This is a genomic window from Bradyrhizobium sp., assembly GCF_028868675.1.
In the GTDB taxonomy this organism is placed as follows: Bacteria; Pseudomonadota; Alphaproteobacteria; order Rhizobiales; family Xanthobacteraceae; genus Bradyrhizobium.
Genome location: NZ_JAGWUA010000036.1, coordinates 1 through 16720, shown reverse-complemented (window position 1 = coordinate 16720; position 16720 = coordinate 1). Strand labels below are relative to the sequence as shown.

The 16720-nt window shown below is 66.5% G+C and carries 16 protein-coding genes and 2 pseudogenes; 7 read left to right on the top strand and 11 right to left on the bottom strand.

What is annotated here, in order from left to right; translation table 11 throughout:
- Positions 1 to 49: 49 nt before the first annotated feature.
- The 8 genes and pseudogenes from KGM94_RS07515 to KGM94_RS07480 form a co-directional block, all read right to left on the bottom strand.
- The gene (locus tag KGM94_RS07515) at positions 50 to 1282 is read right to left on the bottom strand and encodes a M48 family metalloprotease (protein ID WP_300256470.1); all 1233 of its coding nucleotides are present in this window, start codon (positions 1280 to 1282) and stop codon (positions 50 to 52) included.
- A gap of 31 nt (positions 1283 to 1313) precedes the next feature.
- The gene (locus KGM94_RS07510) at positions 1314 to 1874 is read right to left on the bottom strand and encodes a LemA family protein (RefSeq protein ID WP_300256468.1); all 561 of its coding nucleotides are present in this window, start codon (positions 1872 to 1874) and stop codon (positions 1314 to 1316) included.
- Between the two features lie 132 nt (positions 1875 to 2006).
- Entirely contained in the window at positions 2007 to 2984 is a 978-nt protein-coding gene (locus KGM94_RS07505; RefSeq protein WP_300256465.1) for a small ribosomal subunit Rsm22 family protein, read from the bottom strand.
- A gap of 115 nt (positions 2985 to 3099) precedes the next feature.
- A complete protein-coding gene (smc, locus tag KGM94_RS07500; protein WP_300256463.1) occupies positions 3100 to 6564 on the bottom strand; it encodes a chromosome segregation protein SMC in 3465 nt (1154 codons plus the stop codon).
- A gap of 208 nt (positions 6565 to 6772) precedes the next feature.
- The gene (locus KGM94_RS07495) at positions 6773 to 7429 is read right to left on the bottom strand and encodes a DsbA family protein (protein ID WP_300256460.1); all 657 of its coding nucleotides are present in this window, start codon (positions 7427 to 7429) and stop codon (positions 6773 to 6775) included.
- A gap of 128 nt (positions 7430 to 7557) precedes the next feature.
- Positions 7558 to 8037: a DciA family protein gene (locus KGM94_RS07490; RefSeq protein ID WP_300256458.1), complete on the bottom strand. Its 480-nt coding sequence runs from the start codon at positions 8035 to 8037 to the stop codon at positions 7558 to 7560.
- A gap of 11 nt (positions 8038 to 8048) precedes the next feature.
- On the bottom strand, positions 8049 to 8372 hold the full coding sequence (locus KGM94_RS07485; RefSeq protein ID WP_300256456.1) for a HigA family addiction module antitoxin: 324 nt from the start codon (positions 8370 to 8372) through the stop codon (positions 8049 to 8051).
- Positions 8344 to 8628: pseudogene (locus tag KGM94_RS07480) on the bottom strand (type II toxin-antitoxin system RelE/ParE family toxin). Before KGM94_RS07480 ends, KGM94_RS07485 begins: the two are co-directional and overlap by 29 nt.
- 84 nt (positions 8629 to 8712) lie before the next feature.
- Here KGM94_RS07480 and mutY point away from each other — a divergent pair.
- Both mutY and KGM94_RS07470 read left to right on the top strand, forming a co-directional pair.
- Complete coding sequence (mutY, locus tag KGM94_RS07475; RefSeq protein WP_300256454.1) at positions 8713 to 9813, top strand: A/G-specific adenine glycosylase; 1101 nt, start codon at positions 8713 to 8715, stop codon at positions 9811 to 9813.
- A 60-nt stretch (positions 9814 to 9873) separates the two neighbouring features.
- Positions 9874 to 10293, top strand: a complete 420-nt coding sequence (locus tag KGM94_RS07470; protein WP_300256452.1) for a PaaI family thioesterase — start codon at positions 9874 to 9876, stop codon at positions 10291 to 10293.
- 10 nt (positions 10294 to 10303) lie between these two features.
- On the opposite strand, the gene KGM94_RS07465 is transcribed toward KGM94_RS07470, so the two are convergent.
- Positions 10304 to 11581 carry a flavin-dependent oxidoreductase gene (locus KGM94_RS07465; RefSeq protein WP_300256451.1) on the bottom strand — a complete coding sequence of 426 codons (1278 nt, stop codon included), beginning with the start codon at positions 11579 to 11581 and terminating at the stop codon, positions 10304 to 10306.
- Between the two features lie 135 nt (positions 11582 to 11716).
- Here KGM94_RS07465 and KGM94_RS07460 point away from each other — a divergent pair, with 135 nt between their 5' ends.
- Positions 11717 to 12337, top strand: coding sequence for a glutathione S-transferase N-terminal domain-containing protein (locus tag KGM94_RS07460; protein ID WP_300256496.1), 621 nt, complete (start codon positions 11717 to 11719; stop codon positions 12335 to 12337).
- A 49-nt stretch (positions 12338 to 12386) separates the two neighbouring features.
- Here KGM94_RS07460 and KGM94_RS07455 read toward each other — a convergent pair whose 3' ends face one another.
- Positions 12387 to 13517: a site-specific DNA-methyltransferase gene (locus KGM94_RS07455; protein ID WP_300256449.1), complete on the bottom strand. Its 1131-nt coding sequence runs from the start codon at positions 13515 to 13517 to the stop codon at positions 12387 to 12389.
- A 394-nt stretch (positions 13518 to 13911) separates the two neighbouring features.
- Between KGM94_RS07455 and KGM94_RS07450 the strand changes: the two genes are divergently transcribed.
- The 4 genes from KGM94_RS07450 (at position 13912) to KGM94_RS07435 (ending at position 16499) form a co-directional block, all read left to right on the top strand.
- Positions 13912 to 14850 (top strand): neutral zinc metallopeptidase, encoded by a 939-nt coding sequence (locus tag KGM94_RS07450; protein WP_300256448.1) that lies wholly within the window; start codon positions 13912 to 13914, stop codon positions 14848 to 14850.
- A 134-nt stretch (positions 14851 to 14984) separates the two neighbouring features.
- Positions 14985 to 15548, top strand: coding sequence for a molybdenum cofactor biosynthesis protein B (moaB, locus tag KGM94_RS07445; protein WP_300256446.1), 564 nt, complete (start codon positions 14985 to 14987; stop codon positions 15546 to 15548).
- A 59-nt stretch (positions 15549 to 15607) separates the two neighbouring features.
- Positions 15608 to 15859: a hypothetical protein gene (locus tag KGM94_RS07440; protein WP_300256445.1), complete on the top strand. Its 252-nt coding sequence runs from the start codon at positions 15608 to 15610 to the stop codon at positions 15857 to 15859.
- A gap of 13 nt (positions 15860 to 15872) precedes the next feature.
- The gene (locus tag KGM94_RS07435) at positions 15873 to 16499 is read left to right on the top strand and encodes a hypothetical protein (protein WP_300256443.1); all 627 of its coding nucleotides are present in this window, start codon (positions 15873 to 15875) and stop codon (positions 16497 to 16499) included.
- Between the two features lie 123 nt (positions 16500 to 16622).
- Here KGM94_RS07435 and KGM94_RS07430 read toward each other — a convergent pair.
- Positions 16623 to 16720, bottom strand: a pseudogene (locus KGM94_RS07430) (MarR family transcriptional regulator); the annotation flags it as partial.

Sequence of the window (16720 nt, the reverse complement as noted above, 5' to 3'; positions counted from 1 at the left end):
TTTTTCCGACGGCTCTTCGATCAGGCCGGTCGGGCGGTAATTCCGGCGCTCAATGACGGCCCCAAGGACCAGTCAGAGGGCCGATCGGACTGGACGTCCGATTGCCCCGGGTGGTTCCGGGCGGGCCCTGCGCTGCGCCTTCCGTTGCATCGGCCGGCTTGCCGGAATCGCTCCACGGACCCGCGGGCGGCGGGGCATCCTGCTGCGGCTCCGGCCCGTCGTCTGATTTCTCGCTCTCGTCCGGAGGCGGCAGCGGACCAGGATCGTGGCCGCCGCCGAACTTGACCAGGGCCTCGATCCGCGATTCCACCGAAGGGTGGGTTGCGAACAGGTCGGCAAAGCCCTCGCGGGGATTGTCGACGCAGAGCTCCATCACCGCCGAGGTCGCGCCGGGCAGCTCGCCCCGGCCGTCGATCTTGCGCAGCGCCGCGATCATGGCGTCGGGGTTCTTGGTCAGCTCGACGGAGCCGGCATCGGCGAGGTACTCGCGCGAGCGCGACAGCGCCAGCTTCACCACCTGCGACAACAGCCAGGCCAGCACGATCAGGACGACGGCAATGATGATGACCACCACGGCGCCGCCGCCGGAGCTCTTGCTGTCGCTCGAAGAGGACGAGGAGGACGACGAGGAGGAGGAAGATGACGACGACCACGAGCCACCGGAGCTCGGGCTCCAGTCGAAACTGGTGAACAGGCGGAAGAACAATTCGCCGAAGAAGCCGACCACGCCCGCGATGATGACGGCGACCACCATGAGCTGCACGTCGCCGTTGCGGATGTGGGTCAGCTCGTGGCCCAGCACCGCCTCGATCTCCTGGTCGTTCAGCGCCCGCAAGAGACCGGTGGTGACGGTAATGGCATATTGGCGCTGGTTGAGACCGGTGGCGAAGGCGTTCAGCGCCGGGCTCTCCATGATCTTCAGCTTAGGCATGGTGATGCCGCGCGAGATGCAGAGATTTTCCAAGAGATTGTAGAGCCGCGGTTCCTCCTGCCGGGTCACGTCGTGGCCGCCGGTGACGGCGTCGATCATCGACTGGTGGAAGAAATAGGCGATGACGATCCACGCGATAGCCGCGATGGTGGCGTACGGGAAGGCTGTCACCAGGTCGGAGAAGGCACGCGTGAGGTAGGCGTCGACCGAGCGATCGCCGTTGATGACGACCTCGGCGACCAGCGCGCCGGCATAGACCAGCACGTAGAACAGCAGGAACAGGCCGGCGAGCAGCAGCACCGAACGGAGCTTGTTCGAGGCGATATGCGTGTAGAGACCGTACGCGGCCATGACGCGCTGCCCTGCCGGACTATCCGTTCACTCAGAACTTCACCTGCGGCGCTGCCTCGACTTCGGTCCGGCCGGCGCCGAGGTCGAAGAACTCCTTGCGGGTGAAGCCGAACATGCCGGCGAACAGCGCGGCGGGCATCTGCTGGATGCCGGTGTTGTATTCCTGGACCGCGTTGTTGAAGAAGCGGCGGCTCGCCGCGATCTTGTTCTCGAGGTCGGACAGCTCGCTCGCGAGCTGCTGGAAGTTGGCGTTGGCCTTGAGGTCCGGATAGGCCTCCGACAGCGCGATCAGCCGGCCGAGCGCGCCGGAGAGCTGGTTTTCGGCGGCCGAGACCTGCGCCGTGCCCTGCGCCGACATCGCCGAATTGCGCGCCTTGATGACGTCGTCGAGCGTGCCGCGCTCGTGGGAGGCGTAGCCCTTCACCGTCTCGACCAGGTTCGGGACGAGGTCGTGGCGCTGCTTGAGCTGCACGTCGATATCGGCAAAGGCCTGGCCGACGCGCTGGCCGAGCGCGACCAGCCGGTTGTAGGCGCCGAAGGCGAACAGCACGAGGACGACGATGACGCCGAGAACGATCCAGCCGGTCGACATGGAGAACTCCTGATGGGGGAAAAGGCTGATAGCGTAGACCAAAATGACGCCGGACGGCAGGCCGCACGGAGGGAAGGTATGACTTGGTCGGATGTGGACCCGTCCGAGTTCAAGGGAAAGCGGGCGGGGAGGTCAATTTTCCGCCATGATCGCGTCGCCCCAGCGCCAGCGCCGGGCGGCCGCATAGGCGGCCTTGTCCCGGCGCGGTACCTTCGCTGTCGCCAATCCATCGCAAGTGCAGAGTTTTGCCGTGATCTCGGCCTTGCCGATATCCGGCGGCGCCAGCACGCGCGAGAGGCGGGCCGCAACCGGCGCGCGCGTCAGCGCCACATAGGAAAACTTCTCGTCCTCGAACGGCACCTCGGCACCCTTGAGCTGGCGGTGCGCCTGCGAGCGCGGCAGGCGCTGGCTGAAATGGCACCAGTCGGGCGCCGTGAGCGGGCATGCCTTGTCGTGCGGGCAGGGTGCTGCGACATGCGCGCCCGCCGAGATCAATTGCCCGCGCAGGGCGAGGATGCGAGCATAGCCGGCGGGCGTGCCGGGCTCGATCACGACCAGCGCGTGACGCGTCTTCGCCCACATGGCGTCCGCGAGCGCACGCTGCTCGCTCGCTCCGAGTTCGCCGATCAGATAGCTCGCGATCATGAGATCGGCCGGCTCGGCGGCTGCGACCGTCTCGCGGGCCTCTCCAGGTAGATAGCGAAGATCTTCCAGACGTGCGCTGTCGCGCGCGAGCTCAAGCCCGAGCCGGCGCAGGCTGTCATTGGCGTCGAGTAGCGTGAATGAACCAAGCGACGGAAATGTTTCTGCCGCGGCCCAGCTCGCGGTGCCCGGGCCTGCGCCGACGTCGAGCAGGCTGTCCGGGGCGAGATCCGGCACGATCCCGGTCAGCGCGTTGAGGCTGGCTGCCACGGCGGCATAGGTTGCCGGCATCCGTGCCAGCGCATAGGCGAGCGCATCGGCGTCCGACGTGATGGTGCTGGAGCCGCCGCCCGACCGATAGCTGTTCGAGATGCGCTCGGCCCGCCGTGCGGCGTCGCTGCGCGAAAAGCCGACAAGCTTGCCGTCGAGTGCGGCCTTCAGCTCGGCCGGCAGGGTGGGGGAGATCATCGTGCCCCCTCGTCATTCCGGGGCGATGCGAAGCATCGAACCCGGAATCTGGAAGTTGCGGCGCGACATTTCGGGTTCGGCGCTCTGCGCCGCCCCGGAATGACGACCGATGGGTTTACGCCACGTGCTGGTCGAGGATGTCCACGGCCTGTTCGAGGTTGACCGAGACGAGCTGCGACACGCCGCGCTCGGCCATGGTGACGCCGAACAGGCGGTTCATCCGCGCCATCGTGATCGGGTTGTGCGTGATGATGATGAAGCGCGTGTCGGTCGAGCTCGTCATCTCATGCAGGAGGTTGCAGAACCGCTCGACGTTGTGATCGTCGAGCGGCGCGTCGACTTCATCCAGCACGCAAATCGGCGATGGATTGGTGAGGAACACCGCGAAGATCAGCGCCAGTGCGGTCAGCGCCTGCTCGCCGCCCGACAGCAGCGACAGCGTCTGCGGCTTCTTGCCCGGCGGTTTTGCGATGATCTCGAGGCCCGCTTCCAGCGGGTCCTCGCTTTCGATCAGATGCAGCGCCGCCTCGCCTCCGCCGAACAGCTCGACGAACAGGCGCTTGAAGTGGTTGTTGACGACCTCGAACGAGGTCAGCAGCCGCTCGCGCGCCTCGCGGTTGAGGCTCTGGATGCCCTGACGCAGCCGCTTGATGGCTTCGACCAGGTCGTCGCGCTCGGTGGTCAGGCCGGTGTGCTGGGCCTCGACTTCGCGCAGCTCCTCCTCGGCACGCAGGTTGACCGCACCGAGGCGCTCGCGGTCGCGGCGCAGCTTCTCCAAGTCCTCCTCGATCTCGTGGAGCGGCGGCAGCTCGACGCCGGGCTCGATCTCGGCAAGGCCTGCGACCGCCTGCGGCTCGACCTCCAGCATGTCGTGGATCTCGCGCTCGACGTCGGAAAGGCGCCGGCGCGCGCCCTCCATGCGCTCCTCGGCGCGGGCACAGGCCTCGCGCGCGCTCGACAGCGCCTCCAGCGACGACTTCGCGGCGCGGTCGGTTTCCGCCATCGCGAGCTCGGCGGCGGCGAGCGCGTCGGAGGCGACGCGTCGCTCGCTCTCGGCGATCTCGATCTCGGTGATGAGCGCGCTGCGCTTCTCGGCGAACACCGCCGGCGCGTTCTCCAGCTCGGCGCGCTCGACGTTCACCTCGGTGATGCGGGCCTCGATGGTGCCGATATGGGAGGCCGCGCTCTCCTTCCGGCTCTGCCATTCGGTGCGCTCGGCGAGGATCGCCTGCACCCGGCGGTCGGCGAGCTCGGCCTCGCGCGCCAGCGCCTGGGCCTCGGCGCGTACCTGGGCGGCGAGCCGGCGATGGCCTTCGATGTCGCTGCGGACGGCGGCGAGGCGGATCTCGGTATCCTCGCTCGCCGGCAGTTCGGAGATCGCAGCTGCCGCATACTCATGCGCAGCTTCGGCCTCGGCGCGGTCGGCGGCGAGACGGCTGTGCGCCTCCGACAGCGCCGATTTGCGCGCGGCGTGGCGGTTGATCTCGCGCTCGGCGCTCGCATGACGCTCGCGCGCGGCATTGACCTCGCGCTGCGCGGCGCGCCAGGCCTCGCGGGTCGCGCCTTCGGCGCGTGCGGCCATCTGCAGCTCGGCCTCGGCGTTCTCCAGCGCCTCGCGCTTGACGGAGGCGTCGATGCGGGCCTGCTCCAGCTCGTTCTCGATGTCGACGAGGCGGGCACGTTCGGCAAGCCGGCGCGCGGCGCCGGTCGGCGCATGGGCTGCGGCGACAAAGCCGTCCCAGCGCCAGACGTCGCCCTCGGGCGACACCAGCCGCTGGCCGGTCTTGAGCTGGGAGACCAGCTCGGCGCCGCGCTCGCGCGGCACCACGCCGATCTGCGCCAGACGGCGCGCCAGCTCGATCGGCGCCTGCACGTGATTGGCGAGCGGCTCGACGCCCGCGGGCAGCGCCGGATCGCCTTCGGTGACGCCGGAGTTGGTCCAGCGCATCGGCGCCGACGGATCGACCGGCGCGTCGAGATCGTCGCCGAGTGCGGCGCCGATCGCCTTCTCGAAACCCTTGTCGACGGTGATGCCGTCGATGATCGGCGGCCAGAGATTCTTGGTCTCGCCATTGACGATCTTGGAGATCGTGCGCGCCTCGGTCTCGAGCCGCTGCACGCGCTTGTCGGCCTCGTTGAGCGGCGAGCGGGAGGATTCCAGCGTCTGGCGCGCGGCGACATGGGCGGTTTCGCTGGCCTGGGCGGCGGCCTCGGACGCGGCGAGAGTCTGCTCGGCGCTCTCCACTGCCGCAGTCAGCTCGGCGAGATCGCCGAAACCGCCGGTCTCCTGCGCGAGCTTGTCTTCTTCGGCCGCGACGCCCGCGATCTCCTGGTCGAGCCGGGCGAGGCGGTCGCGGTGGGTGCGCACATTGGCTTCGAGCTGGTTGCGCCTGGCGGTGAGATCGGCAAGCGCCGTGGTGAGGTCGGAGAACTGGCGCTCGGCTTCGGACAGCGTCGCCTCGGCTTCCGCCACGCGCTCGTCGACGCCGGAGCGCTTCTCGACGCGCGACTTGATCTCTTCCTTCAGCTCGGCATCCTCGGCGTCGAGGCGCTGCAGGGCGATGTCGGCATCCGCGGTCTGCTGCTGGGCGCGGGCGATGTCGGCCTCGAACTGCGTCAGCCGGCGCTCCAGCTCGGCGACGCGCTCCCTGGCGCGCTCCTCTTCGCGGTCGAGCATCTCGCGCGCATTGGTCAGACGCTGCAGGCCGGCCGCGGCGCGGGCCTCGCCCTCGCGCAGCGCAGGCAGCTCGGAGGCGCGGATCGCCTGGATGCGTGCGGCCTCGGCCTGCTCGCGGGTGCGCTCGGCCATCTCGCGCACGGTGAGATCGTGGGTATGGCCGGCGTCGTTGACGTCGGCATGCGCTGCGATCCAGCGCAGGTGATAGAGCGTCGCTTCCGCCTTGCGCACCTTGGCGGCGACCTCGCGGTAGCGCACCGCCTGGCGGGCCTGCTTCTTCAGGCCTTCCATCTGGCCGGCGAGCTGGCCGATCACGTCCTCGACGCGGGTCAGGTTGGTTTCGGCGGCCTTCAGCCGCAGCTCCGCCTCGTGGCGGCGGGCGTGCAGGCCGGCGACGCCGGCGGCGTCTTCCAGCACGCGGCGGCGCTGCTCGGGCTTGGCCTGGATGATCTCGCCGATCTTGCCCTGGTGAACCAGCGCCGGCGAACGCGCGCCGGTGGCGGCGTCCGCGAACAGGATCTGCACGTCGCGGGCGCGCACGTCGCGGCCGTTGATGCGATAGACCGAGCCCGCCTCGCGCTCGATGCGGCGGGAGATTTCCAACAGGCTGCTGTCGTTGACCGCGGCCGGCGCCGAGCGATCGGCATTGTCGATCGTCATCGTCACTTCGGCATGGTTGCGTGCCGGGCGGTTGCCGGAGCCGGCGAAGATCACCGCGTCCATGTCGGCGGCGCGCAGCGATTTGTACGACGTCTCGCCCATTGCCCAACGCAGCGCTTCCACCAGGTTCGACTTGCCGCAACCGTTCGGCCCGACTACGCCGGTGAGGCCGGCCTCGATCACGAAGTCGGTGGGCTCGACGAAGGACTTGAAGCCGTGAAGGCGCAGGCGGGTGATCTTCATAGGCAAGCTTCTCTGTTGGCGGGGCGCGAATCTCCCTGCCGGGACAATACCATAGAAGGCAATGTCGGTGTCTGGACGAGTCGCTCGGTACGGCTCATGCGGCTGGGACAATGGCCGCGCCGGGCCTCAAGGGCAACCGGCGAAAATCGCTTTTCCCAAGGCTTTTGTAGCTGCTTTCGTGCAGCGAATCAGGGCCAGAGCGTGAAGATCAGCTCTTCAACAGCGGATTGATCTTCTTCGCGAATTCCTCGAACGAGGCCTCGCCCTTGATCTTCTCGCCGTTGATGAAGAAGGTCGGCGTCGAATCGACCTTGAGCACCTCGCTCGCATATTTCTGGTCGGCCGCGATCTTGTCGAGCAGCGCCTGATCCTTCAGGCAGGCCTCGACCTGTTGCTGGCTGAGGCCGGCCTGCTTGCCGATCCGGGTCAGCGTCTCCGTGGTGTTCTTGGTCACCCAGTCGTTCTGCGAGCGGAACAGCATGTCGGTGACCGCGAAGTATTTCGGCGCGTCGCCATTGGCGATGCAGCGCGACAGCATCGAGCCGGCTGCGGCTTTGATGTCGAGCGGGAACTCGCGGAAGATGTAGCGCACCTTGCCGGTGTCGATGTACTCCGACTTGATCTTGGGGAACACCTGCTCGTTGAAGGCCGCGCAATGCGGGCAGGTCATCGAGGCGAATTCGGTGATGGTGACGGGGGCGTTCTCCGGCCCGAGCGCCATGTCCGGCAGGGACACGGGCTTGGCCACATCAGCCGCGCTCTGCGCCATGGCCTCCGTGAACAGACGCAGCGGCGACAGCCCGGCGAGCGCGGCAAGGCCGGTCAGCGACAGCATCGTGGTGAAGGCGCGGCGGGTGATGATCAAGGTCGGCTCCCGGATTGGCTGCGTCTCGCCCAAGGTTCCCATCTCAAGCGGCCTGTCGCTAGCTTGAAACGATCCGTGTGGCAATGGCGGTGCGCAAAGGCGGGTCCAGATTGCCGGCGCATTGCGGCTCAATTTCGCTTGATTGCGGCTCCCAGCCGGGCGAGCGCCTCGCGCAACCGTTCGTCCTCGATCCCGCCGAGGGTTTCGGCGACTTTGGCGACAGCCTTGGCGTCCGGCGGACGGGGCCGGACCGGCCCCGTCCGGCGCGACAGCGGCGCCTGGCGGAAGGCGAGCTTGCCGACCGCGCTCCAGCCGAAGAAACGGTTGACCCGCTCCAGGATGACGTCGGCCGAATGCTGGATCTCGAGCGCCATCGGCCCCTCGACCCGCAGCACCAGCGTCGCCGGCTCCTGCGGCTGGCCCTCCACCGGGCGCGGCCATTGCATCTTCAGCGGCTCGGAATGGGCGGCGACTTCGGGTCCGGCAATCTCGGCCCAGCGCGTCACTAGCTCCCGCGCGGCAAAACCTTGCTTGGCGTAGGCCTCGGCAAAGATGTCGTTGAGCAGGAGCGAGAGCGGCTTGGCACTGATGGGGCGGGGTTTGGACATGGGTCGAGGAGCTATGCCGCCACGCGCGGGCGTATGGATTTCAGGTCGCGATCGATCTCACGTCGGCGTTGCATGAGATCGTAGTCCATCTGCAAGCCCAGGAAGAACCCTTCCGACAGTCCAAAGTAGCGTGCCAGCCTGAGGTCCGTATCTGCGGTCACGTCGCGCTTGCCCAATACGATCTCGTTGATCCGGCGTGGCGGAACGTGAACCGCGCGCGCCAGGGCATTCTGGCTGAGGCCCATCGGTTTCAGAAATTCCTCGAGCAGGATTTCACCGGGATGGGGATTATGGAGCAGGCCACTCCTAGTCATGATAGTCGACGATTTCGACATCTCCTGGGCCTCCTTCGTCCCACACAAAGCAGATGCGCCACTGATCGTTGATCCGGATCGAATGTCGTCCCTACCGGTCCGCCTTGAGCGCCTCGAGCCGGTTGTCCGGAGGAACTTTGAGGTCGCTGAGAACGCGTGCCTAATTCAGCAGGCGCAATTTTCGCAGGGCGACATTCTGAATATCGGCGGGCAGTTTTCGGCTTCGCCGCCCCGACCAAATCAACTCTGTCTCGGGGTCGGCGAAGCTCTGGATCATACGCGTCTATAACGCAAAGCGTTATACGACGCAACTCGGCGGCGGCGCTCTGGTCACCTGCCGATTCCTCCTCTAGAAAGACCTATGTCCTCGACAGCGGCCACCAACCGGAAACGGCAGTCGGCAGCCGCCGACGCCTCCGCTCGCCCCAGCCAATTGCTGCACTGGTACGACCGCCATCGCCGCCGCCTGCCGTGGCGGGCGGAAGCCGGCGAGACGCCGGATCCCTACCGCGTCTGGCTGTCGGAGATCATGTTGCAGCAGACCACGGTGAAGGCGGTCGGGCCCTATTTCGAAAAATTCGTCGCGCGCTGGCCGGATGTCGCGGCGCTCGGCCGTGCCTCGCTCGACGACGTGCTGCGGATGTGGGCCGGGCTCGGCTATTATTCGCGCGCGCGCAACTTGCACGCCTGCGCCGTGGCCGTGCTTCGCGATCATGGCGGGGTCTTTCCCGACAGCGAAGAGGGGCTGAAGGCGCTGCCGGGGATCGGGCCCTACACCGCGGCCGCCATTGCCGCGATCGCCTTCGACATCAGCACGATGCCGGTCGACGGCAATATCGAGCGCGTAGTATCGCGGCTGTTCGCGGTCGAGCAGGAACTGCCGCAGGCCAAGCCCGTGATCCAGCAACTGGCCGCGACGCTGCTTGCGGAGACAAGAGCCGGCGACAGCGCCCAGGCGCTGATGGATCTGGGCGCGGCGATCTGCACGCCGAAGAGGCCGGCCTGCGCACTCTGTCCGCTCAACGACGACTGTGCGTCGCGCGCGCGAGGCGAGCAGGAGAGCTTTCCGCGCAAGGCGCCGAAGAAGAGCGGCCAATTGCGCCGCGGCGCGGCCTTCGTGGTCACGCGCGGCGACGAGCTCTTGGTACGTTCGCGTCCGGAGAAGGGATTGCTCGGCGGCATGACCGAGGTGCCGGGATCGGACTGGCTGGCCGGTCAGGACGACAAGGCGGCGCGGCAGCAGGCGCCCGAATTGAAGGGCCTGACGTGCTGGCAGCGCAAGGCGGGCGTCGTGACCCACGTCTTCACGCATTTCCCGCTGGAACTCGTGGTCTATAGGGCGCGCGTCGCCGGCCGCACCCGCGCGCCGCCGGGCATGCGCTGGGTGTCCGTCGCGACGCTGGCCGACGAGGCGCTGCCCAACGTCATGCGCAAGGTGATCGCGCACGGGCTGGACCTCTAGGCTCCTGACAGCATGCTGGCAGCAGGGCCGCGCTACACCAGACGCAGATGGAGGCTGCCGATGGTCAAGACCGCGCTCGACAATTTTGCCGCACCGCCCTGCGCCCAACTGCTCGGCTGGCATCTGCTGGATGCGCGGCCGGAGCAGGGCTGGATCAGGATCGGCTTCGAGGGCAAGCCGGAGTTCTGCAATCCTGCGGGCTTCGTGCAGGGTGGCATGCTCTCGGCCATGCTCGACGACACGATGGGGCCGGCCGTGCTGGTGATGAGTGAAGGACGGCTCTACACCGGCACGATTAGCATGACGGTGAATTTTCTCGCGCCGGCACGGCCGGGGCCGATCGTCGGCGAAGCCAGCGTCACCCAGCTCGGCAAGACCATCGCCTTCGTCGAGGGCAGGCTCACGGCCGAGGACGGCACGCTGCTCGCGACCGCCACCGCCTGCGAGCGCCTGCTCGAGGCGGCGAGGGTGGTGCGCTAGCTGTGGCCGCTCAGGCGACGGCGCGCTTCCCATGCGGCACGATCGGCGGCTTGGCGTTGAGCGCCTCGACCTGGAAGCCGGCGACGCGCTTGTAGTTCGCGGCGATGTCCTCCAGTTCCTTCTGCGACAACACGTCGGTGACGACGTTGTAGCCGTTGGGCGCGCGCTCCTCGACGAGTTGCATCACCTGCTCGGGTCCGTTCTTGCGGTTGAGCAGCACGAGGTCGGTGGTCGCCGGCCGCCGCTCGGCCTCGTAGGCGACAAGCGCCTCGTCGGTCAGCCCGCGCGCCAAAATCTCGCGGGTGATGACGCGGGCATCGAGGATCGCCTGCGAGGCGCCGTTGGAGCCGATCGGATACATCGGATGCGCGGCGTCGCCCATCAGCGTGACGCGGCCAAAGGTCCATTGCGACACCGGATCGCGGTCGACCAGCGGATATTCGTAGGCGTGCGGACAGTTGCGGATCAGGCCGGGCACGTCGAGCCAGTCGAACTGCCAGCTCTCGAACCAGGGCAAGAACTCCTCGAGTTTCGCGGTGCGGTTATAGTCCTCGCGCCGCCACTGATAGGTCGGCGGCATGTGACGCTCGGCGACCCAGTTGATCTGGTGGTTGCCGTCGGCGTCCGGCTCCCTGGAGATCGGGTAGCAGACGAATTTCAGGATCTCGTGGCCGGCCATGATCATGGTGCGGCCGGTCAGGAACGCCTTGGCCGGCGTCACGCCGCGCCACAGGATGCGGCCGTTCCAGATCGGCGGGCCTTCCCCGGGATACAGTTTTTCGCGCACGGCCGAATGGATGCCGTCGGCGGCGATCAGCAGCGTGCCCTCGTAAATGCCTGCCGGCTTGCCGGTCGCCTTGTCGACGAACTCGGCGCGCACGCCGTTCGCCGTCTCGCTCCAGCCGGTCAGGTGGTGGCTGGTCAGGATGTTGTCGCGGCCGAGCCGCTCGATCGCGGCATCGAGCAAAATCTGCTGCAGGGTGCCGCGGTGGATGGAGAACTGCGGCCATTTGTAGCCGGCTTCGAGCCCCCGCGGCTCGCTCCAGATCGGCTTGCCGTGCTTGGAGAAATAGGCGAGCTCGCGGGTGCGCACGCCGGCGGCGTCGAGTTTGTCCAGCAGCCCGAGCTCGATCAGTTCGCGCACCGCATGCGGCAGCACGTTGATGCCGACGCCGAGCGGTTTTAGCGCGGCGACGCTCTCGAACACTCTTGCGGGAACGCCGATCTGATTCAGGCTGAGCGCGAGCGTCAGCCCGCCGATGCCGCCGCCGGCGATGAGCACTGTCATGACAAGACCCCTCCCATTGGGCGGCGTCTTCGCACGGGGAGACGGCGGTGGGCAACTGCGAAAGGCCTGCAGCCGCGGGCTATGGACGGCGCGTGCGCCGGCCGTTAACGTTCGGCTTTCTGCATGAGGTTCGACATGTTCAAGCTCTATTTCGCCCCCGGAACCTGCGCGCTCGCCTCGCACATCGCTCTGGAGGAGGCCGGCGCCGAATACACGACCGAGCGGCTCAACTTCAAAGCCAACCAGCAGAACAGCCCGGACTATCTCAAGATCAACCCGAAGGGCCGCGTGCCGGCGCTGGTGACCGACCGCGGCATTTTGACGGAGACACCGGCGATGCTCGCCTTCATCGCGCAGACCTTTCCGAGGGCGAAGCTCGCCCCGCTCGATGATGCCTTCGCGTTCGCGCAGGTGCAGGCCTTCAACTCCTACCTCTGCTCGACGGTCCATGTGGCGCATGCGCACAAGATGCGCGGCGCGCGCTGGGCGACCGAAGAGAGCTCGTTCGCCGACATGAAGCGCATGATCCCGAAGACGGTGGGCGGCTGCTTTGCGCTGATCGAGCAGCAAATGTTCAGGGGACCGTGGGTGATGGGCGAGCAGTATACGGTCTGCGATCCCTATCTCTTCACCATCGCGCAATGGCTGGAAGGCGACAGCGTCGACATCGCGGCGACGCCGAAGGTCGCCGACCATTTCAAGCGCATGTCCGAGCGTCCCGCCGTGCGCAAGGTGCTGGACGCGGAGAGGGCGTAGGATCGCCGTTCCGGCCAAGCCATCGGAATGACAGGAGAGGAAGCAGGCCCTACTCCGCCGCCATGCCGGAGCGGATTTGGGCGCGCAACTCGTCGATCAGCTTCAGCCCGGCCTTGGTCTCGACGTGCCAGTAGGTCCAGCCGTTGCAGGCGGCCGAGCCCTGGGCCACGGCGCCGATGCGGTGGATCGAGCCGACCTTGTCGCCGAACATGATGGCGCCGTCGGCGCGCACCAGCGCACCGAGCTTCTTCTTCGCGTCGAACAGTTTTGTGCCGGGCATGATCATGCCACGCTCGATCAGCTCGGAGAAGGCGATGCGCGGCGCCTCGCGCGCGGTCATGAAGGGGGCAAGGGAAGCTTCCGGCAGCGGCTCGACCGCGGCGATCCGCTCTTCCGCCGCCTTGGCGTAAGCCCGCTCGCGCTCGAAGCCGATGTAGGAGCGGCCGAGCCGCTTTGCGACCGCGCCGGTCGTGCCGGTGCCGTTGAAGGGGTCGATGACGAGATCGCCGGGTCTTGACGACGACAGCAGCACGCGCGCCAAGAGGCCCTCGGGCTTCTGGGTCGGGTGAACCTTCTTGCCGTCGGCGCCCTTCAGGCGCTCCTCGCCGGTGCAGAGCGGGATCAGCCAGTCGGAGCGCGCCTGCACGTCCTCGTTGGCGGCCTTCAGCGCCTCGTAGTTGAAGGTGTAGCCCTTGGCCTTCTCGTCGCGCGCGGCCCAGATCATGGTCTCATGCGCGTTGGTGAAGCGGCGGCCGCGGAAGTTCGGCATCGGGTTGGACTTGCGCCAGACGATGTCGTTCAGGAGCCAGAAGCCGAGGTCCTGCATGATCGCGCCGACGCGGAAGATGTTGTGATAGGAGCCGATCACCCAGATCGTCGCCGACGGCTTCATCACGCGGCGGCAGGCCAGCAGCCAGGCGCGGGTGAAATCGTCATAGGCGGAGAAGGATGCGAACTTGTCCCAGTCGTCGTTGACGGCATCGACATGGGACTCGTCGGGACGCTTGAGATCGCCCCTGAGCTGCAAATTGTAGGGCGGATCGGCGAACACCAGATCGACGGAGGCCGCCTTGAGTTTCGACATCTCGGCGACGCAATCGCCGAGGATGATGCGGTGCGAGGGGGACTCAAAATTTGTGCGGGGCGCCCTTGCAGACGCCCCGCGACGCGACACAACCATGACTCAAGAACTCTGACTCAGGCGACGCTGTCGGCGACGCGGGACCAAACAACCGACTGGCCGCTACATTGACCGGGCAAAGTAAAAATCGACTTAATCGGCGAATTTCCTGAGCAGCTTGCGCGGCGCGCGATGAACGCGCGCATCCTCTGCATTTCAAGGCACATCGTGCATCGGCCGCGCCTTCGAGCCCGGCCTGCGTGCCGCCGACGCATGGAAAAAATTGCAGGGTTTGCGGAAAAATTTGCTTGTCGCAGCGATCCGCCGCACTAGGCAATTTTTGCCGAGCGGGATATTGATTAACGCAAGGGAAATTTTACGTTTGTGACGCGCTGCAGTTTCGCGCTTCCAACGCGCCCAGCGACGGACATAGCCGGATTGAGGGAAGGCCGCCATGCGTTACGATGATTTCCGCCGCAGCGACGACATCGAGGATCGTCGCGACGAAGGTGGATATGGCGGAGGCGGCGGTGGCGGCTTCGGCCTGCCGATGGGCGGCGGCGGGCTCGGTATCGGCACCATCATCGTGCTCGGCCTGATCGGCTACGCCTTTGGCATCGACCCGCGCATCCTGATCGGCGGCGCCGAGATCCTGACCGGCGGCGGCCAGGCGCCGACCTACCAGACCGATCGCCCGGGTTCGTCCGCCAAGCGCGGCGCGCCCACCGACGAGATGGGCAGCATGATCTCCGGCATTCTGGGCGAGATCGACGACCGCTGGAGCGAAATCTTCCAGGCCAGCGGGCAGAGCTATACCGGCCCGAAGATCGTGCTGTTCCGCAACGCCACCAACGGCGGACGCTGCGGCATGGCGCAGTCGGCGATGGGCCCGTTCTATTGTCCGCCGGAACGGCAGATCTTCCTCGACACCAATTTCTTCCGCGAGGTCGAGACGCGCTTTCGCGGCTGCTCCGGCAAGTCGGCCTGCAATTTCACCACCGCCTACATCATCGCCCACGAGGCCGGCCACCACATCCAGAACCTGCTCGGCATCATCCCGAGGGTGACGCGGCTGCAGCAGCAGGCCGGCAGCAAGGCGGAGGCCAACGCGCTGCAGGTGAGGGTGGAACTGCAGGCGGACTGCCTGTCGGGCGTCTGGGTCAATCGCGAGGCGAAGAAGCGGCCGGGCTTCCTCGAGGCGGGCGACATCGACGCCGCGCTGACCACGGCGAGCGCGATCGGCGACGACACGCTGCAGCGCCAGGCGACCGGGCGCGTGGTTCCGGACTCCTTCACGCACGGCTCGGCCGAGCAGCGCAAGCGCTGGTTCATGACCGGCTATCAGCAGGGCACCGTGCAGGCCTGCAACACCTTCGGCAACGGGTCGCCGTAGCTGGTGACGTCATCCTGAGGTCCTCGCCGCTTCGGCGAGCCTCGAAGGATGACGAGCCCCCGGCCCATCCTTCGAGGCGCGCTAGCGCGCGCACCTCAGGATGACGTCGGAGGGTGAGTAGGGAGAAGCCAGGAATGTCCTCCATCGACGACACGAAAGAATTCATCCCGCTCAACATCGCGGTACTGACGGTGTCCGACACTCGCTCACTGGCCGATGACAAATCGGGCCAGACGCTGGTCGATCGCATCGCCGAGGCGGGCCATCGTCTCGCCGCGCGCGAGATCGTCACCGACGACGTCGAGGCGATCCGCGCCGTCATCAGGCGCTGGATCGCGGACGCCGGCATCGACGCGATCGTCACCACCGGCGGCACCGGCTTCACCGGGCGCGACGTGACGCCGGAGGCGATCGAGCCGTTGTTCGAGAAGCGGATGGACGGCTTCTCGATTGCGTTCCACATGATGAGCCACGCCAAGATCGGCGCCTCCACGATCCAGAGCCGCGCCACCGCGGGCGTTGCGGGGGCGACCTACATCTTCTGCCTGCCGGGTTCCCCCGGCGCCTGCCGCGACGGCTGGGACGGCATCCTGAAGGCACAGCTCGACTACCGCACCCGCCCCTGCAATTTCGTCGAGATCATGCCGCGGCTCGACGAGCACCTGCGGCGGCCGAAGGCGCAGGGCGCGACGGTCTAGCATTCGAAGAGCCAGCGGCGAGCGAGCGATTTGGATCGGGCAGACTGGGCAGAGAACCGATGGGGCAGGTGGGTGCTGCGAAGCGGGCGGACGCGCCGCTGTTGGGCGAGGCCGCGTTGAAGGCCGCACCGGCGGATTTCAACGCGGCTATAGGAACGCCTGGCGTTGCAGGTGCAATGGGCGCCGGCGGGAAGCGGCTGAGCGCGGTCGAATGGACGAGTGGTGGCAATCTGCGCATCGCCGACGTCGCCGCGCCGGTTGGCGGCGAGGCGGAAATGCGATTGCAGATTGATCGTATGGTGCGCACATGAGAGTAGCTGCTCAATGACCGTCATCAACAGCGAGCGCAGAACGAGTGTTTGGGTGGTCGTAGCGATCTTATTGGGATTTGTTTCAGCATTCTTTGTCTACGCTCATGTCGCAGACCGCATCCGGGTCGTTCATCTCGATGGAATGTTTGATCCCGCTTATGGCTATACACCTGGCTTTCGTGAACGCTATTTCAATCAGGATTTCGTGTCGGCTGACGCGATTAGGGACTATCTCCATGACGCAACGCTGCTGATTAGCAACCCGCCCCGCGGAAATCATGTCTATTATTTCGATAGCGAGCAGAAGTTTGTATCGTGGCGAGACAAGATCATTGAGAGCGGTATGTGGTGGACATATCCTGAGGTTCAGATCTTGCATCTCGGTCCACATTGGCGAGTAGCAGTTGTTCAGACGTTCTGTCTGTCGCTCTTCGGCACCGCCGCTGTGCGTCAGCAAGATAATTGCTACGGCGTGAGCCAACTTGATTCGTTGCTGACGGCGGGAAAAGGATCTCGGCGCGACTATCGCTCGGGCAATATTCTTGAACTTGATGCGAGCAAACTCCCGCCACTCCCACTTCCGAGTTCCGAATTGTCAATCGCGTCCCTGCTGTCGAAGCTGGCAGAAAAAGATCACTAGGCGTGGCCTTTCAGGAGCCAGATCGCGTGCCGCGGACCTTGGCAGGCGTCGGGTCGCGGGCGGTGCTTGTACGTGTCGGGAGGTGCGGCTGCGACGCGGGGCGGCGGATCGTACCTCGAGATCTCACAGCTCGCGTTCCCAGGTCTCGCCGATCAGGTCCTGGCCAAAGCTGCGATGCGGCTCGGCGGCCACGAGCTGGAAGCCGGCGTCCTGATAGATTC

What these genes read in the sequence shown, in the direction of transcription:
- KGM94_RS07515 (WP_300256470.1), bottom strand. Translation starts at nt 1,282, where the DNA reads ATGGCCGCGTACGGTCTCTACACGCATATCGCCTCGAACAAGCTCCGT.
- KGM94_RS07510 (WP_300256468.1), bottom strand. Translation starts at nt 1,874, where the DNA reads ATGTCGACCGGCTGGATCGTTCTCGGCGTCATCGTCGTCCTCGTGCTG.
- KGM94_RS07505 (WP_300256465.1), bottom strand. Translation starts at nt 2,984, where the DNA reads ATGATCTCCCCCACCCTGCCGGCCGAGCTGAAGGCCGCACTCGACGGC.
- smc (WP_300256463.1), bottom strand. Translation starts at nt 6,564, where the DNA reads ATGAAGATCACCCGCCTGCGCCTTCACGGCTTCAAGTCCTTCGTCGAG.
- KGM94_RS07490 (WP_300256458.1), bottom strand. Translation starts at nt 8,037, where the DNA reads ATGTCCAAACCCCGCCCCATCAGTGCCAAGCCGCTCTCGCTCCTGCTC.
- KGM94_RS07485 (WP_300256456.1), bottom strand. Translation starts at nt 8,372, where the DNA reads ATGTCGAAATCGTCGACTATCATGACTAGGAGTGGCCTGCTCCATAAT.
- mutY (WP_300256454.1), top strand. Translation starts at nt 8,713, where the DNA reads ATGTCCTCGACAGCGGCCACCAACCGGAAACGGCAGTCGGCAGCCGCC.
- KGM94_RS07470 (WP_300256452.1), top strand. Translation starts at nt 9,874, where the DNA reads ATGGTCAAGACCGCGCTCGACAATTTTGCCGCACCGCCCTGCGCCCAA.
- KGM94_RS07465 (WP_300256451.1), bottom strand. Translation starts at nt 11,581, where the DNA reads ATGACAGTGCTCATCGCCGGCGGCGGCATCGGCGGGCTGACGCTCGCG.
- KGM94_RS07460 (WP_300256496.1), top strand. Translation starts at nt 11,717, where the DNA reads ATGTTCAAGCTCTATTTCGCCCCCGGAACCTGCGCGCTCGCCTCGCAC.
- KGM94_RS07455 (WP_300256449.1), bottom strand. Translation starts at nt 13,517, where the DNA reads ATGGTTGTGTCGCGTCGCGGGGCGTCTGCAAGGGCGCCCCGCACAAAT.
- KGM94_RS07450 (WP_300256448.1), top strand. Translation starts at nt 13,912, where the DNA reads ATGCGTTACGATGATTTCCGCCGCAGCGACGACATCGAGGATCGTCGC.
- moaB (WP_300256446.1), top strand. Translation starts at nt 14,985, where the DNA reads ATGTCCTCCATCGACGACACGAAAGAATTCATCCCGCTCAACATCGCG.
- KGM94_RS07440 (WP_300256445.1), top strand. Translation starts at nt 15,608, where the DNA reads ATGGGGCAGGTGGGTGCTGCGAAGCGGGCGGACGCGCCGCTGTTGGGC.
- KGM94_RS07435 (WP_300256443.1), top strand. Translation starts at nt 15,873, where the DNA reads ATGACCGTCATCAACAGCGAGCGCAGAACGAGTGTTTGGGTGGTCGTA.